The sequence below is a fragment of the Streptomyces sp. GL_148 genome, assembly GCF_057834205.1.
The window spans coordinates 4,139,408-4,154,220 of record NZ_CM174396.1; the positions used below are offsets into that span (position 1 = coordinate 4,139,408).

Consider the following 14,813-nt stretch of genomic DNA (forward strand, 5'->3'; position numbering starts at 1 on the left):
TTCTGTACGAATTTCCTGGCCGACAAGACTCCGGCCTGGGATGGAGCCCCCTGTCGGATTCGAACCGACGACCTACGCATTACAAGTGCGTTGCTCTGGCCGGACTGAGCTAAGGGGGCGTGGTGAGTCTGTGCAAGGCACGGAATCGCCTTCACTCTACACATCGCCCCGACCCCGCAGCGAAGAACTTTCCGGTGTCCGCGGCCGCCGTGGGCGACCCCTCTCAAACCCCCGGATATCCGGCCCGCGCCACCCTAGGGACCACAGCCGCCAGCGGCAGGCCCGGGTTCAGGGCGTCCACGACGGCCTGGGTGAGCGGGCGCAGCTCCCACACGTGGCGGACCGCTTCCAGGGGGAGGTCCGTCTCGTAGTAGTCCTCGGCGAAGTCGCGGTAGGCCTCCGGGGTGCCCGCAACGAGCAGCTCGAAGAGGTAGTCCGCGCCGTCCGGGTCGGACTTGCCCTCCGGGAAGTCCACGTTGCCCGTACGCCACTGCGTGTCGGCGGTCTCGCGCCAGAAGACGGCGGTCGCGTTGAGCACGCCGTCCACGCAGAACGCCGGCTCCGTCAGGTACGGCCGGAAGGCCTCCGGTATGCCGTCGGTCAGGCCCGGCCACCCGTCCTCGTGGTCGGTGTCCGCCCACGGGCTCATCACCGACTCGTGGTCGAAGCCGTGCCCGAAGACCCCGGCCGCCGTGAAGACGATCGCGTAGTCGTCGCCGGAGCCGTTGTCCATCAGTGCCGCTTCCTCGCCCGGGCCCCACTTCGGGTCGTAGGCGAAGTAGCCGTCGTCCTCCTCGCCGCTGATCACCAGGTCCAGCGCCGCCATCGCCCGGCAGCGGTCGCGCAGCGTCTCGATGTCGGGCAGCGCGCGGGTCACGTCGTAGATGGTCATGGTCGTGATCAAAGCAGCCGCCTCTGACAGTCGCCCGGGGCGGTCGGGGACGCCCGGGGCGCGTCGGGGAAGTCACCCCCGCCCAGGTGCTGACAGGAGCGGATCGGGCGGGTAGCGTCGAGCGGAGTTCAGTCCACTGGACTAGACCTTCCACTCGGATCGTCCGGCACGTTCCTGCCGGTAGAAGGGATTCATCACCATGGCTTCTGTCACTTTCGACAAGGCGACCCGTCTGTACCCCGGCGGCGACAAGCCCGCCGTCGACCAGCTGGAGCTGGAGATCGCGGACGGCGAGTTCCTCGTCCTCGTCGGCCCCTCCGGCTGCGGCAAGTCCACCTCGCTGCGCATGCTGGCCGGCCTGGAGGACGTCAACGGCGGCGCCATCCGCATCGGTGACCGCGACGTCACGCACCTGCCGCCCAAGGACCGGGACATCGCGATGGTGTTCCAGAACTACGCGCTCTACCCGCACATGTCCGTCGCCGACAACATGGGCTTCGCGCTCAAGATCGCCGGCGAGGACAAGGCCACCATCCGCAAGAAGGTGGAGGACGCGGCGAAGATGCTGGACCTGACCCAGTACCTCGACCGCAAGCCGAAGGCGCTCTCCGGCGGTCAGCGCCAGCGCGTCGCGATGGGCCGTGCGATCGTGCGCAAGCCGCAGGTGTTCCTCATGGACGAGCCGCTGTCGAACCTGGACGCCAAGCTCCGCGTGTCCACCCGTACCCAGATCGCGGCCCTCCAGCGCAACCTGGGCATCACCACCGTCTACGTCACCCACGACCAGGTCGAGGCCATGACGATGGGCGACCGCGTGGCCGTGCTGAAGGACGGTCTGCTGCAGCAGGTCGACACCCCGCGCAACATGTACGACCGCCCGGCGAACCTGTTCGTCGCCGGCTTCATCGGCTCGCCGGCCATGAACCTGGTCGAGGTCCCGATCGCCGACGGCGGCGTGAAGTTCGGCGACAGCGTGGTCCCGGTGTCGCGCGAGGCGCTGTCCGCCGCCGCCGACGCGGGCGACCGCACGGTCACCGTGGGCGTGCGTCCGGAGCACTTCGACATCGGCGACACGGGCGGTCTGACCATCACCGTGAACGTCGTCGAGGAGCTGGGCGCCGACGGGTACGTCTACGGTTCGACCTCGCACTCCGAGGGCTCGCAGGACATCGTGGTGCGCGTGAACGGCCGCCAGGTGCCCGAGAAGGGCTCCACCCTGCACGTGGTGCCGCGCGGCAATGAGATCCACGTGTTCTCGACGTCCTCGGGTGCCCGCCTCTCCGGCTGACCCGTACGCGCGAACCGCACGTACCGAAGGGGCGTCCCGTCAAGGGGCGCCCCTTCGGCGTGAGTTCCGGCACGAGGTCTGGCACGAGGTCCGGCAGATCGGGCCATTCGGCCCCAACCGTCAACCCTTAATTCGAAAAGTCACCTCGAACCATCCCCCGACCGGGTGACTAAATGTCGCCATATCTTCACCGAGCGCTACTCTCGCCCTCGTGACCCACACTGCCCGCCGTATCGGCCGATCCCTCGCCCTGGTCCTGCCCGTCGTCCTGGTCCTGTCCGGGACCCTCGCGGTCACCATGGTTCCCTGGGCGGACAACACCCCCTCCCAGATCCTGACCGCGTCCGCCGAGGACGTCTCCGTCCCCGCCAAGCCGCGCGCCGCCCAGGACGTGCTGCGCGACAAGCTGTTGAGCGAGATCCAGCAGGGCGAGCAGCCGGGTGACGTCCTCACCCACCTCCAGCAGGAGGTCGACCGGCGGCCGTCCCTCGCCGCGCACTGCGTGGGCATCGCGCGCGCCCTCGGGCGGGCCGCGGTGGACGCCTACGGGCCCACGAAGGCCCAGTCGTACGCGCGGCCGGTCTGCGACACGGCGTACGCGTCCGGTGTCGCCTCCATGGGCTGACGGCCGCCGCCGCGCGCCCTCCTTCCGCACCGGACACGACGACGACAACGACATCGACGACAACGACAACGACATGACCGATTCCGAGCGTTCCGACCGACCCCACGCGGCCGCGTTCCCGGCTTCCCCGACCCAGGCGGTTGTCCTGGCGGGGGGCCAGGGTTCGCGGCTGCGGCCTTATACGGACGACCGCCCCAAGCCGATGGTGGAGATCCCCGGAACGGGGATGCCGATCATCGGGCACCAGCTCGCGTGGCTGGCCTCCGAGGGGGTGACGGACGCCGTGGTCTCCTGCGGGCACCTCGCCGAGGTGCTCCAGAAGTGGCTGGCCGAGGCCCCGTTGCCGCTACGGGTGACCACCGTCGTGGAGAACGAACCGCTGGGCCGGGGCGGCGGCCTGAAGTACGCCGCCCGGCACCTCCCGCACCCCGACCGGTCCTGGTACGCGACCAACGGCGATGTGTGGACCCGCTTCTCGCTGCGCGAGATGGCCGCCTTCCACGCCGAACGCGGCGCCACGGCGACCCTCGCGCTCGCCCGGCCGCGCATTCCGTGGGGGGTGGTGGAGATCAACGAGTACGGGCACGTACTGGACTTCATCGAGGCGCCGCAGTCCCCGTACCCGGTCAATGCCGGCGTGTACGTCTTCGGTCCCGAATTCGCCGCTCTCCTCCCGGATTTGGGCGACCACGAGCGGACCACCTTTCCGCGCCTGGCCCGTGAGCGGCGCCTCGCAGGCTTCCCGCTGCCCCAGGGCGCCTACTGGCGGGCGATCGACACGGCGAAGGACCTGACCGAGGCGGCACGGGAGTTGGCCGCGCAGAAGGCCCCGTAGCGCCTCCGCACGCGGCACACGAAGAAGGCCCGGCACGCTCTCGCGTACCGGGCCCTTCGCCTTCGTGGGGCGGCTGTCAGCCGCCGAGGAGTCCGCCCAGCAGGTCGGGCTGCGACGGTGCGGTGCTCCCCGTTCCTGCTGTGGAGCCGCCGCTGCCCGTTCCCGTGGAGCTGGCCGGGGGCTTCTGCGGGGTGGACTGGCGGGGGGTGCTGCGCGGGGTCTTGGTGCCGCTGGTGGTTCCCCGGGTCGCGGAGGGCGAGCCGGAGCCTGCCGTCGGGGAGGCCGAACCGGCCGCCCCGCGCCCGGTCTTGGCCGTCGGCGAGGAGGCTCCGGCCGAGGGCTGCGCGGCCGGCTTCGAGGGGCTGGGACGCGCGGACTGCTGCTTGGAGGTGCTCGGCAGGGGCCGCCCGGGCAGGTAGTTGCTCGGGGCCTCGCCCGGTCCGGGCACGGTGACCACGGTGGTGGAGCGGACGGCGCCGCCGAGGAGCGAGCCGATGAGCAGGGTGAGCCCGCAGACGACGGTGGCCATGACGGCCCCGCGGCGAAGGACCCGGCGGCGCAGCCGCCAGACCTCGGAGCGCGGGCCGAGCGTGCGCCAGGCCTCGCTCGCGAGGCGGCCGTCCAGGGAGTAGACGGGGGCGCCCGCGATGATCAGCGGGCTCCAGGCGGCGAGGTAGATGATGTCGGGCGCGTCGTAGGCGGGGACGGTCTTCCAGCTCACCGTCATCAGCAGCGCGGCGGACAGCAGCGCGCCGAAGCAGGCGGCGAACCGCTGCCACAGGCCGAAGACCGTCAGTACGCCCACGATGACCTGGAGGAAGGCCACGCTGAGACCGGCGCCGACCGGGTGGGCCAGTGCGAAGTCGCGCAGCGGTTCGGCGAGCGCCCAGGGCTGCAGGGTCTGCAGCCAGGTGACCATGGAGCCGCGCTCGCCGCCGTCGAAGTAGACGGGGTCGCACAGCTTGCCCATGCCGGCGTAGATGGAGATGAAGCCGAGGAAGACGCGCAGCGGGAGCAGCACGACGCCGAGGTTCATGCGGCGGCCCGGGTAGTACGAGGCCTGCGCGCGGGCGTCGCCCTGGGCCCGGCGGGAGTCCGCGGATCCGGTGCCTTCGAAGTGGGCGTCGTCGTAGGCGTCGTGGGGGTGGGAGAGGCCCCCCACGACGGGCTGCAGGCGGGTGTCGGTGTCCTCGGGGGAGGAGCCGTAGCTGCGCTGGCCGACGACGGTCGGGGTGGCGAGGGTGTCGTCCGCGAGGTCGTGGGCGAGGTCGATGCGCGGGATGACCTGGGTGGCCCCGCCGTCGTACGCCTCGTGGCCGCGCCCGTGCTCGCGCACGGCCTGGAGCAGGCCGCCCATGGCAGCGCTGGCGGCGGCGTCGCCGGGGGCGGACTTGCCGCTCCAGACGACGGGCCGGCGGCGGGCTGCGCCGGCTCCGGCGGCCGCGAGGGCCCCGCCGAGTGCCGGGGCGAGCCCGGGGGCGCCCGAGGGCCTGGGACGCGCGCTGGGGCTCGCTGCGAGCCGCACGCGGAAGCTGGCGTGGTTGACGATGACCTGTGCGGGGTCGCACGGCACCTTGACCATGCTCAGCGCGGGCTGGTCGTCGAACCCTGGCGTTCTGGTGTCCACACTCATCTAACCGAGTGATGAGTGTTTAGGACACTGCCTTGACATCAGGGATGTGTCCGAGACCCGTCAAATCAAGCCACCCCGCCCGTAAGGGGCGGGGTGGCACGCTCACGGGTCACGTCCGATGAGCCAAGTGGATCAAGCGGCGGCCGCGGTGGTGCTCAGGCGGCTGCCGCCGGTGGTGCTGCCGGGTGCGCCGGTGGTGCTCAGGCGCGGCCGCGGGTGGCGCGGCGGCGGGAGGCCTCGTAGAGGACGACGCCCGCGGCGACACCGGCGTTGAGCGACTCGGCGCCGCCCGGCATCGGGATGCGCACGAGGTAGTCGCAGTTCTCGCCGACGAGGCGGCCGAGGCCCTTGCCCTCGGAGCCGACGACGATGACGACGGGGCCGCCGAGCGCTTCGAGCTCGTGGACCTCGTGGGTGCCCTCGGCGGCGAGGCCGACGACGGTGATGCCGGCCTTCTTGTACTCCTGGATGGCGCGGGTCAGGTTGGTGACCCGGGAGACCGGGGTACGGGCGGCGGTGCCGGCCGAGGACTTCCAGGCACCGGCGGTCATGCCGGCGGCGCGGCGCTCGGGGATGACCACGCCGTGGCCGCCGAAGGCGGAGACGGAGCGGACGATCGCGCCGAGGTTGCGGGGGTCGGTGACGCCGTCGAGGGCGACGATGAGGGGGTCCTCGTGGTTTTCGTACGCGGCGGCGGTGAGGTCCTCCGGGTGCGCGTACTCGTAGGGCGGGACCTGGAGGACCAGGCCCTGGTGGTTGAGCCCGTTGGTGAGGCGGTCGAGCTCGGGGCGCGGGGCTTCCATCAGGTTGATGTTGCCGCGCTCGGCCGCGAGCTGGAGGGCCTCGCGGACGCGCTCGTCGTTGTCGATGAACTGCTGTACGTACAGGGTGACGGCCGGCACGCCGTCGCGCAGCGCCTCGAAGACCGGGTTGCGGCCGACGACCATCTCGCTGGTGCCCTTGGGGCCGCCGCGGCGCGGCGCCGGGCGGCGCTTGGCCGCCTGGCGGGCCATGGCGTTGCTGATGCGGTTGGCCTTGTGCTTCTTGCGGTCCTCGGCCTTGGGCGTGGGCCCCTTGCCTTCCAGGGCCTTGCGCCGCTGGCCACCGCTGCCGACCGTCGCGCCCTTCTTGTTGGACGTGCGGCGGTTCCTGCGCTGGCTGTTCCCGGCCATGACCTCTACCTGATTTCGTTGGTTCTGCGATATGTACGTATGAAGAGTGTGCCGCCCGGGACGCCGGGCAGCCCAATCCGAGTGCTCCAGTGGGACTGCGCCGGTGGGCTCAGCGGGGGCCGAGCGTCCATCGGGGTCCGGTGGGGCTGTCCTCGATGACCAGGCCCGACTGCTGGAGCTGGTCGCGGATGGCGTCGGCGGTGGCCCAGTCCTTGCGGGCGCGCGCGGATTCGCGCTGCTCCAGGACCAGGCGTACGAGGGTGTCCACGGCTCCGTGGAGGTCCTCCCCGCGGTCCGCCTCGCCGGCCCAGTGCGGGTCGAGGGGGTCGAGGCCGAGGACGCCCAGCATGGCCCGTACCTCCGACAGGCGCGCGATGGCCGCGTCCTTGTCGTCGGCGGCGAGCGCGCTGTTGCCCTGGCGGACGGTGGTGTGGATGATCGCGAGCGCCTGCGGGACGCCCAGGTCGTCGTCCATGGCCTCGGCGAAGGCGGGCGGGACCTCGGCGGCGGGCTCGACGGAGCCGCCGGCCTTCTCGATGACGCGCTGGATGAAGCCCTCGATGCGCGCGAAGCCGGACTCGGCCTCGCGCAGGGACTCCACGCTGTACTCGATCATCGAGCGGTAGTGCGGGGTGCCGAGGTAGTAGCGCAGGACGATCGGGCGCCAGACCTTGAGCATCTCGGAGACGAGGACGGAGTTGCCGAGCGACTTGGACATCTTCTCGCCGGAGAGGGTGACCCAGGCGTTGTGCATCCAGTACTTCGCGAACTCGTCGCCGTAGGCCTTGGCCTGGACGATCTCGTTCTCGTGGTGCGGGAAGATCAGGTCGAGCCCGCCGCCGTGGATGTCGAAGGCGCTGCCGAGGTACTTGTGCGCCATCGCGGAGCACTCCAGGTGCCAGCCGGGACGGCCGCGGCCCCACGGGGTCTCCCAGTCGGGCTCTCCCGGCTTGGAGGCCTTCCACATCGCGAAGTCGCGCGGGTCGCGCTTGCCGGTGATGCCCGACTCCGCGGGCTGGCGCAGGTCGTCGATGTCCTGGTTCGACAGCTCCAGGTAGCCGGGGAAGGAGCGCACGTCGAAGTAGACGCTGCCGTCGGCGACGTAGGCGTGGCCCCGCTCGATGAGCCCGCGCATCATCTCGATCATCTCGGGCACGTGGCCGGTGGCGCGCGGCTCGTACGTGGGCGGGAGGCAGCCCAGCGCGTTGTAGCCGTCGTTGAAGGCGCGCTCGTTCTCGTAGCCGATGGACCACCAGGGGCGGCCCTGGGCCTCGCCCTTCGCGATGATCTTGTCGTCGATGTCGGTGACGTTGCGGATGAAGGTGACGTCGAGCCCGCGGTAGGTGAACCAGCGGCGCGCGATGTCGAAGTTCAGGTACGAGCGGACGTGCCCGATGTGCGGAGCCGCCTGCACGGTGGCGCCACAGAGGTAGATCGAGACGCAGCCCGGAACGAGCGGGATGAAGTCACGGATCTGCCGGGCGCTGGTGTCGTACAGGCGAATAGTCACGGCATCCAGGGTAGTGCGCCTGTAGCAGTGCCCCGCGACCCTTTCGGCACGCGGGGCCCGCTTTGTTGTCGAAGAGCCGCGTGAGCGGTGTGGGCGTACGGGGTACTAGACCCGGTTCGTCCGGTAGACGAGGGCCGTGGCGATGGCGGCGAGGCCTTCGGCGCGGCCGGTGAGCCCCAGTCCGTCGGTGGTGGTGCCGGAGACGGAGACGGGGGCGCCCGCGGCGGCTGCGAGCGCCTTCTGCGCCTCTTCGCGCCGCTTGCCGATCTTCGGGCGTACGCCGATCACCTGGATGGCGATGTTGCCGATCTCGAAGCCTTCGGCGCGGACGATCCGGGCGGCTTCCGCCAGAAGGGTGACTCCGGCGGCGCCGGACCACTCGGGGCGGGAGGTGCCGAAGTGTGCGCCGAGGTCGCCGACGCCGGCGGCGGAGAAGAGCGCGTCGCAGGCGGCGTGCGCGGCGACGTCCCCGTCGGAGTGCCCGGCGAGGCCGTCCTCGCCCTCCCAGAGCAGGCCGGCGCACCACAGCTCGCGGCCGGTCTCGAAGGCGTGCACGTCGGTGCCGATGCCGACGAGCGGGATCAGCGGCGCCGCGGGGGCGGCGGCGTCGGCGGCGTGGCTAGTAGGCATCGGTGGCCCTCCGGCGGGCGAGTACGGCCTCGGCGAGGACCAGGTCGAGCGGGCGGGTGACCTTGAAGGCCTCTTCGTGGCCGGGGACCACCACGACGGTGACGCCGAGCTGTTCCACCATGCCGGCGTCGTCCGTGGCGCCCTCGCCGTCGGCCGTGCCCGCTGCGAGCTTCTCGTGTGCGAGGCGGAGCGTGGCGAGGTCGAAGCCCTGCGGGGTCTGTACGGCGCGCAGCCGGGCCCGTACGGGGGTGGCGACGACCCGCTCGGGCTCGCCGGGCCGGCCGGGCTCGACCTCCTTGACGGTGTCGGCCAGCGGCAGCGCGGGGACGACGGCGGGTGCGCCGTCGCGGACGGCCTCGACGACGGAGTCGACGGTGTCCACGGGGACCAGGGGGCGGGCCGCGTCGTGGATGAGGACGGCGGTGATGTCGGCCGGGAGCGCGTCCAGGCCGGCGCGTACGGATTCCTGCCGGGTCTCCCCGCCGGGGACGACGAGGATCTCCGTGCGCTCGGGCAGCGCGTGCTCGTCGAGCAGCCGGCGCACCTCGGCGGTGCCGTCGGCCGGGGCCACGACGACGACGAGAGCGACCGCGCGGGAGCGTGCCATGGCGCGCACGGCGTGGATGAGCATGGGGGTGCCGCCCAGGGTCCGCAGGGCTTTGGGGGCTCCGGGACCGAGACGGACACCGCGGCCGGCGGCCGGGATCACCGCGGCGGTGCGGTGGGGGCGCGATTCGTCAGACATCAGTAGCTCCGAGCCAGGTTTGTGACTTCGGCCGACATGGGTATGGCCTGAAGGGTGCCGGGTGCGACGCCCTCGCCCCTTCCGTGACGACCGGTCGAGTCGGCTGCCCGGACCCGGCACGCCAGTGACCCACGCCAGTGAGCACAGGCATCAGTGAGTACGGGTATGGGTCCAGACATGCCGCAGCGCCCGGCAACAAGTCTCCTTGTCATCGGGCACCGCGGCACAACTGTGTACGACAAAGCGTACGAATGATCGCGTCAGGACGCGAGCACTTCGTCGAGGAGGGCCTCGGCCTTGTCCTCGTTGGTGTTCTCGGCGAGCGCGAGCTCGCTCACCAGGATCTGGCGCGCCTTTGCGAGCATGCGCTTCTCACCTGCGGAAAGACCACGCTCACGCTCACGACGCCACAGGTCACGCACAACCTCGGCGACCTTGATGACATCGCCAGAAGCGAGCTTTTCCAGATTTGCCTTGTAGCGCCGGGACCAGTTCGTCGGCTCTTCTGCGTACGGTGCGCGGAGCACCTCGAAGACCCGGTCCAGCCCGTCCTGGCCGACTACGTCGCGAACGCCTACGAACTCCGCATTGTCCGCGGGGACGCGAACGGTCAGGTCACCCTGCGCGACCTTGAGCACCAAGTAGGTCTTGTCCACGCCTTTGATCTGGCGAGTTTCGATAGCCTCGATCAGCGCGGCCCCGTGATGGGGATAGACCACGGTGTCGCCAACCTTGAACGTCATGTGACAGGTACCCCTTCCGTGGCTATCCAGGGTAACACGAGAATCGACCGTTATGAATGGCGTTTTCGCAGGTCAGGGCCCATCTCAGGGCTTGACAACAGCGACAGGAACGTGCTGCGGGAGGCTTCCGGAAGGGGGTATTCGCAGGTCGGAGGCGCTGTGCGGACCAGGCGAAACGGCTACGCTACACCCGCCCGGGACCCCCGACGATGTGGCGTACGTCCCGTTTTGACGGTTTCCGGGGCGGGAAACCGAACTACTCCGTTCGACTGGCGGCCACCCGTACGGCGCCCGTTCCGGCCCAATCCGGAATTGATCACCGGGGCGGTGTTCGAGGAAATCCGGAAATTGATCACCGGAGGCGCGCCGGCCTTTGCGAGCGGTCCTTTTGCGAATGGAAGATCACCCGGCCCCGGCGCGGCGGTGACGGAACCCGCCGGTGCGGGGGCGGGTTCCCCGTTGAGGACCGGCCAGGGCCCGGCCCCACACTGCGGAGGGTCGGGTGCGGGGGCGGGGCGGCGGCTCGGTAACCTAAGCGCGCTGACACATCCTTAGAGCGGCTTTACTTCGCTGCTCCGAGGCGTCCACCCTTCCGTTCCGTACGTCCAAGGAGTTGCCTCCCCCGTGAGCCGCAGCCTTCGACGCGGCGCCCTCGCCGCCACCGCCGTCGTGTTCTCGATCGTCTCGCTGGGCGCCTGCGCCGCGGGCCACGACGCTCCGACTCTCCAGGTCAAGCCGGACAATGCCGCCGTCACCAAGGGCGACATCAAGGTCCAGAACGCTCTGGTGATCACCCAGGAGAAGGACAAGAAGGGCCCGGCCGCGGTCTCCGCGACGGTGTTCAACACCGGCACCAAGGAGCAGACGCTCGAGGGCATCACCCTTCCGGGCGCCAAGGCCGTCGTGACGCTGAAGCCCGCGGGCAGCGGCTCCAAGGTGGTCATCCCGGCCGGCGGCTCCGTCGTCCTGGGCGGCAAGGGCAACGCCTCCGCCGTGATCGTCGGCGGCGACTCCGTCGTGGACGGCAACGTCCAGAAGATCGTCTTCCAGCTGAGCACCACGGGTGACGTCGAGCTCGAGGGCTTTGTCGTCCCGGCCACCGGCATGTACGCGGGCTACGGCGCGACCGCCGCCGCGGCCGTCCCGGGCGCCACCCCGGCCGCCAGCCCGTCGGGCTCCCCCTCCGGTTCCCCGTCGGGTTCCCCCTCGGGCTCGCCGTCCGGGTCCCCCTCGGGCTCGCCCGCGAGCAGCCCGTCCGGGTCCCCCTCCGGATCCGCGTCCGCGTCCACCGGCACCGGTCACTGAGGCGCGCAGCACCGTACTCAACGGGAACGGCCCCCGTCCGCTCGATGCGGACGGGGGCCGTTCCCGTATGTGTGCGTACGGCTTACGGTTTACGGCTCGAACTTGTAGCCGAGGCCACGGACCGTGACCAGGTAGCGCGGGGCGCCCGGGTCCGGCTCGATCTTGGCGCGCAGGCGCTTGACGTGGACGTCGAGGGTCTTGGTGTCGCCGACGTAGTCGGCGCCCCAGACCCGGTCGATGAGCTGCATGCGGGTCAGTACGCGGCCCGCGTTGCGCAGCAGCATCTCCAGCAGGTCGAACTCCTTCAGCGGGAGGTCCACCTTGGCTCCGGCGACGGTGACCACGTGGCGGTCGACGTCCATCCGGACGGGGCCCGCTTCCAGGGCCGCCGGGGTGACCTCTTCCGGCTCGCCGCGGCGGCGCAGGACCGCGCGGATGCGGGCGACCAGCTCCCGCGAGGAGAAGGGCTTCGTGACGTAGTCGTCGGCTCCTATCTCCAGCCCGACGACCTTGTCGATCTCGCTGTCCTTGGCGGTCACCATGATCACGGGGACGTTGGAGCGGCCGCGGAGCTGCCGGCAGACTTCGGTGCCGGGCAGGCCGGGGAGCATCAGGTCGAGGAGGACGAGGTCGGCGCCGTTGCGCTCGAACTCGTCGAGCCCGTCGGGCCCGGTCGCGGCGATCGCGACCTCGAAGCCCTCCTTGCGGAGCATGTAGGACAGGGCGTCGCTGAAGGATTCCTCATCCTCGACGACTAGCACTCGGGTCACGGAAGGACCTCCGGGGCAGGGATGGCTGGTGCGGTGTGAGGTTCGAGCTGGGTGTTGGCGGGTGCGGAGGCCGTCGCCGGGACCGGCGCGGCCGCTTCGGGGAGTCGCAGGGTGAACGTGGAACCCTGACCCTCCGAGCTCCATACCGACACCTCCCCGCCGTGCGAAGCCGCTACGTGCTTCACGATCGCAAGGCCCAGGCCGGTTCCTCCCGTGGCGCGGGAGCGGGCCGGGTCCACACGGTAGAAGCGTTCGAAGATGCGCTCGCGGTCCTTTTCCGGGATGCCGATGCCCTGGTCGGTCACGGCTATCTCGATCAAGTCTCCACCCGGCGCGGTGACCCGGCGCGCGGCGATGCCGACGCGGGTGCGGGCGGGGCTGTAGTTGACGGCGTTCTCGACCAGGTTGCCGAGGGCGGCCGCGAGCTGCCCCCGGTTGCCCCATACCCGCAGGTCGGCGGTGCCGCCGGCGGCCATGGTGATCTGTTTCGCGGAGGCCGTGTGGCGGCAGCGATCGATGGCCTCGGCCACGAGCGTGTCCACGCGGACGGGCTCCGCGTCCTCCAGGGGGTCGTCGTTCTGTACCCGGGAGAGGTCGATGAGTTCTTGTACGAGGTTGATCAGGCGGGTGGCCTCGATCTGCATGCGGCCGGCGAAGCGGTGGACCGCCTCGGGGTCGTCCGAGGCGTCCATGACGGCCTCGGAGAGCAGGGAGATCGCACCGACCGGGGTCTTGAGCTCGTGCGACACGTTCGCGACGAAGTCGCGGCGTACGGCCTCGATGCGGCGGGCCTCGGTGAGGTCCTCCACGAGGAGGAGCACCAGGCGGGAGCCGAGTGGGGCGACGCGTGCCGAGACGGCGAGCGCTTCGCCGCGGCCGGTGCCGCGCCGGGGCAGGTCGAGCTCGACCTGGCGTATCTCCCCGTCGCGCCGGGTGTCGCGGGCCATGTGGAGCATCGGCTCCACGGCCAGCTTGCCGCCGCGGACCAGGCCGAGGGCATATGCCGCCGAGCTGGCCTTGACCACCGCGTCCCCTTCGTCGAGTACGACGGCGGAGGAGCGGAGCACGGAGAGGACGGTGTCCACTCCTGGTGGGAGCACCGCATTGATGTCGGGGCGCATGGAGCTCCGGGTGGGGCGGGCTTGGTCGCGCTCGCTCCAGCGGAACGCCAGCATCGCGATCACACCGGTGCAAAGACCGGCGATCGCTGCAGCTGCGGCGACCGCCGCGTTCACGTCCATGACTCCAGGTTAAGCAGGCCGGGGGACACTTCCACAGCCGTTCGGGTGGCACCTCGAACAGTCGTCGCCCAGAGTTCACCCTGACGACCGTGCTGATTCACTTGGGATGCCGGAGTCGGTCGCGTTCGGGGTTCACCGTGGCAACGTGGGGCCGATGGCCGCACCGGCCCGCTCCCTGGGCAGTACTTGCAGTAGGCGGTAGTAGGTCGTAGTAGGTCGAGAGAGGGACACGAGACATGCGTGACGCGTACCACGAGGAACTGGACTCGATCGGTGAAGGCCTGGTCGAAATGGCCCGGCTGGTCGGCTCCGCCATCGGGCGGGCCACGACCTCGATGCTCGACGCCGACCTGAAGCTCGCCGAGAGCGTCATCGCCGCCGACCAGAAGGTGGACGACCTCCAGCACGACCTGGAGGCCCGTGCCATCGCGCTGCTCGCGCGCCAGCAGCCGGTCGCCACCGACCTGCGCATCGTCGTCACCTCGCTGCGCATGAGCGCCGACCTGGAGCGCTCCGGCGACCTGGCGCAGCACGTGGCCAAGCTCGCGCGGCTGCGCTTCCCGGACACGGCGGTCCCGCGCGACCTGCACGCGACCATCCTGGAGATGGGGCAGCTCGCGCAGCGGCTGATGGCGAAGGCCGCCGAGGTCATCATCACGAAGGACGTCGACCTGGCGCTCCAGCTGGAGCAGGACGACGACGAGATGGACCAGCTGCACCGCACGCTGTTCCAGCACCTGATGGACGACCGCTGGAAGCACGGCATCGAGACGGCGGTCGACGTGACGCTGCTGGGTCGCTACTACGAGCGCTTCGCGGACCACGCGGTGTCGGTCGCCAAGCGCGTGGTCTACCTGGTGACGGGCGAGCACGCGGACGAGCTCCAGGCGCCCACGCAGGTCGAGGGCGTCTGAGCCGTAGGGGCCGGCGGGGCCTGGATCGACGGGACCCGATCGACGGGGCCCGGATCAACAACGAGCCCCCAATGCGCCGTTGACGCGGGGGCCGGGCTGGGCATGAATGAGGGCGAAGGCACAACGCCTACGAGGAGGATCCATGCCCGATTCCCCCGTCCCCATCACCCCGGAGCAGGAGGCGCAGCCCCCGGAGGGCCTGCGCCTGCGCTTGCCCCTGCTCGCGGCCTGCGGCTGCGGCTCGGGCTGCGGCTGCGGCTGCCAGTCCGGCGCCCCCTGCCAGTGCGGCGGCTGAGGCCGCCCGTCTGGCCGCCCGTCTGGCCACCCGTACACGAAGGGCCCCGTCCGACACCCCGTCGGCCGGGGCCCTTCGCACCGGTCCGAGCGAGGAGGACACGGCCGTGCGTGGCGCGCGGAGATGGACCGCAGGATCTCCGAGCGCGCGACGCGGCCCGGCCGCTGCGGCCCGTGACCGGCGGGGCTTACGGCAACGAGAAGCCCCCATCCGCC

The 14,813-nt window shown here is 71.0% G+C and carries 15 protein-coding genes and 1 tRNA gene; 6 read left to right on the plus strand and 10 right to left on the minus strand.

From position 1 onward, the window contains the following. Positions 1-41: 41 nt before the first annotated feature. A tRNA-Thr gene (locus tag AC3IYI_RS19025) sits at positions 42-119 on the minus strand. 104 nt (positions 120-223) lie between these two features. After that, complete coding sequence (locus tag AC3IYI_RS19030) at positions 224-892, minus strand: hypothetical protein (RefSeq protein WP_489411309.1); 669 nt, start codon at positions 890-892, stop codon at positions 224-226. A gap of 199 nt (positions 893-1,091) precedes the next feature. Here AC3IYI_RS19030 and AC3IYI_RS19035 point away from each other — a divergent pair, with 199 nt between their 5' ends. The 3 genes from AC3IYI_RS19035 (at position 1,092) to AC3IYI_RS19045 (ending at position 3,640) form a co-directional block, all read left to right on the plus strand. Continuing rightward, positions 1,092-2,180, plus strand: coding sequence for an ABC transporter ATP-binding protein (locus AC3IYI_RS19035; protein WP_489411310.1), 1,089 nt, complete (start codon positions 1,092-1,094; stop codon positions 2,178-2,180). Positions 2,181-2,391: 211 nt separating this feature from the next. Further along, positions 2,392-2,805 (plus strand): hypothetical protein, encoded by a 414-nt coding sequence (locus tag AC3IYI_RS19040; protein ID WP_243339499.1) that lies wholly within the window; start codon positions 2,392-2,394, stop codon positions 2,803-2,805. Positions 2,806-2,878: 73 nt separating this feature from the next. Further along, positions 2,879-3,640, plus strand: a complete 762-nt coding sequence (locus tag AC3IYI_RS19045; RefSeq protein WP_489411585.1) for a nucleotidyltransferase family protein — start codon at positions 2,879-2,881, stop codon at positions 3,638-3,640. Between the two features lie 76 nt (positions 3,641-3,716). Here the strand turns inward: AC3IYI_RS19045 and AC3IYI_RS19050 are convergent, their stop codons facing one another. The 6 genes from AC3IYI_RS19050 to AC3IYI_RS19075 form a co-directional block, all read right to left on the minus strand. Next, positions 3,717-5,273 (minus strand): DoxX family protein, encoded by a 1,557-nt coding sequence (locus AC3IYI_RS19050; RefSeq protein ID WP_489411311.1) that lies wholly within the window; start codon positions 5,271-5,273, stop codon positions 3,717-3,719. Between the two features lie 200 nt (positions 5,274-5,473). After that, entirely contained in the window at positions 5,474-6,445 is a 972-nt protein-coding gene (gene rlmB, locus AC3IYI_RS19055; RefSeq protein WP_327253530.1) for a 23S rRNA (guanosine(2251)-2'-O)-methyltransferase RlmB, read from the minus strand. 109 nt (positions 6,446-6,554) lie between these two features. Beyond that, positions 6,555-7,955, minus strand: a complete 1,401-nt coding sequence (cysS, locus tag AC3IYI_RS19060; protein WP_489411312.1) for a cysteine--tRNA ligase — start codon at positions 7,953-7,955, stop codon at positions 6,555-6,557. A 105-nt stretch (positions 7,956-8,060) separates the two neighbouring features. Then, a complete protein-coding gene (ispF, locus tag AC3IYI_RS19065) occupies positions 8,061-8,585 on the minus strand; it encodes a 2-C-methyl-D-erythritol 2,4-cyclodiphosphate synthase (protein WP_489411313.1) in 525 nt (174 codons plus the stop codon). Beyond that, the gene (gene ispD / locus AC3IYI_RS19070) at positions 8,575-9,330 is read right to left on the minus strand and encodes a 2-C-methyl-D-erythritol 4-phosphate cytidylyltransferase (RefSeq protein WP_489411314.1); all 756 of its coding nucleotides are present in this window, start codon (positions 9,328-9,330) and stop codon (positions 8,575-8,577) included. The genes ispF and ispD overlap by 11 nt, the downstream gene beginning before the upstream one ends. 260 nt (positions 9,331-9,590) lie before the next feature. Continuing rightward, the gene (locus AC3IYI_RS19075) at positions 9,591-10,073 is read right to left on the minus strand and encodes a CarD family transcriptional regulator (protein ID WP_003953493.1); all 483 of its coding nucleotides are present in this window, start codon (positions 10,071-10,073) and stop codon (positions 9,591-9,593) included. A gap of 624 nt (positions 10,074-10,697) precedes the next feature. Here AC3IYI_RS19075 and AC3IYI_RS19080 point away from each other — a divergent pair. After that, positions 10,698-11,378, plus strand: a complete 681-nt coding sequence (locus AC3IYI_RS19080) for a DUF461 domain-containing protein (RefSeq protein WP_489411315.1) — start codon at positions 10,698-10,700, stop codon at positions 11,376-11,378. 89 nt (positions 11,379-11,467) lie between these two features. Here AC3IYI_RS19080 and phoP read toward each other — a convergent pair whose 3' ends face one another. Together phoP and phoR are read right to left on the minus strand one after the other, a co-directional pair. Beyond that, on the minus strand, positions 11,468-12,139 hold the full coding sequence (gene phoP / locus AC3IYI_RS19085; RefSeq protein WP_466527820.1) for a two-component system response regulator PhoP: 672 nt from the start codon (positions 12,137-12,139) through the stop codon (positions 11,468-11,470). Between the two features lie 5 nt (positions 12,140-12,144). After that, the gene (phoR, locus tag AC3IYI_RS19090) at positions 12,145-13,389 is read right to left on the minus strand and encodes a two-component system sensor histidine kinase PhoR (protein WP_489411316.1); all 1,245 of its coding nucleotides are present in this window, start codon (positions 13,387-13,389) and stop codon (positions 12,145-12,147) included. A 236-nt stretch (positions 13,390-13,625) separates the two neighbouring features. On the opposite strand from phoR, the gene phoU reads away from it, so the two are divergent. Both phoU and AC3IYI_RS19100 read left to right on the plus strand, forming a co-directional pair. After that, the gene (gene phoU, locus AC3IYI_RS19095; protein WP_030858619.1) at positions 13,626-14,303 is read left to right on the plus strand and encodes a phosphate signaling complex protein PhoU; all 678 of its coding nucleotides are present in this window, start codon (positions 13,626-13,628) and stop codon (positions 14,301-14,303) included. Positions 14,304-14,445: 142 nt separating this feature from the next. Further along, the gene (locus tag AC3IYI_RS19100) at positions 14,446-14,598 is read left to right on the plus strand and encodes a hypothetical protein (protein ID WP_243339483.1); all 153 of its coding nucleotides are present in this window, start codon (positions 14,446-14,448) and stop codon (positions 14,596-14,598) included. Positions 14,599-14,813 lie beyond the last annotated feature (215 nt).

Bases quoted from the DNA above. Each gene is read 5' to 3' on its own strand.
- AC3IYI_RS19035 (WP_489411310.1), top strand. From the start codon at position 1,092: ATGGCTTCTGTCACTTTCGACAAGGCGACCCGTCTGTACCCCGGCGGC.
- AC3IYI_RS19100 (WP_243339483.1), top strand. From the start codon at position 14,446: ATGCCCGATTCCCCCGTCCCCATCACCCCGGAGCAGGAGGCGCAGCCC.
- rlmB (WP_327253530.1), bottom strand. From the start codon at position 6,445: ATGGCCGGGAACAGCCAGCGCAGGAACCGCCGCACGTCCAACAAGAAG.
- ispD (WP_489411314.1), bottom strand. From the start codon at position 9,330: ATGTCTGACGAATCGCGCCCCCACCGCACCGCCGCGGTGATCCCGGCC.
- AC3IYI_RS19075 (WP_003953493.1), bottom strand. From the start codon at position 10,073: ATGACGTTCAAGGTTGGCGACACCGTGGTCTATCCCCATCACGGGGCC.
- phoU (WP_030858619.1), top strand. From the start codon at position 13,626: ATGCGTGACGCGTACCACGAGGAACTGGACTCGATCGGTGAAGGCCTG.
- AC3IYI_RS19030 (WP_489411309.1), bottom strand. From the start codon at position 892: ATGACCATCTACGACGTGACCCGCGCGCTGCCCGACATCGAGACGCTG.
- AC3IYI_RS19045 (WP_489411585.1), top strand. From the start codon at position 2,879: ATGACCGATTCCGAGCGTTCCGACCGACCCCACGCGGCCGCGTTCCCG.
- ispF (WP_489411313.1), bottom strand. From the start codon at position 8,585: ATGCCTACTAGCCACGCCGCCGACGCCGCCGCCCCCGCGGCGCCGCTG.
- AC3IYI_RS19050 (WP_489411311.1), bottom strand. From the start codon at position 5,273: ATGAGTGTGGACACCAGAACGCCAGGGTTCGACGACCAGCCCGCGCTG.
- phoR (WP_489411316.1), bottom strand. From the start codon at position 13,389: ATGGACGTGAACGCGGCGGTCGCCGCAGCTGCAGCGATCGCCGGTCTT.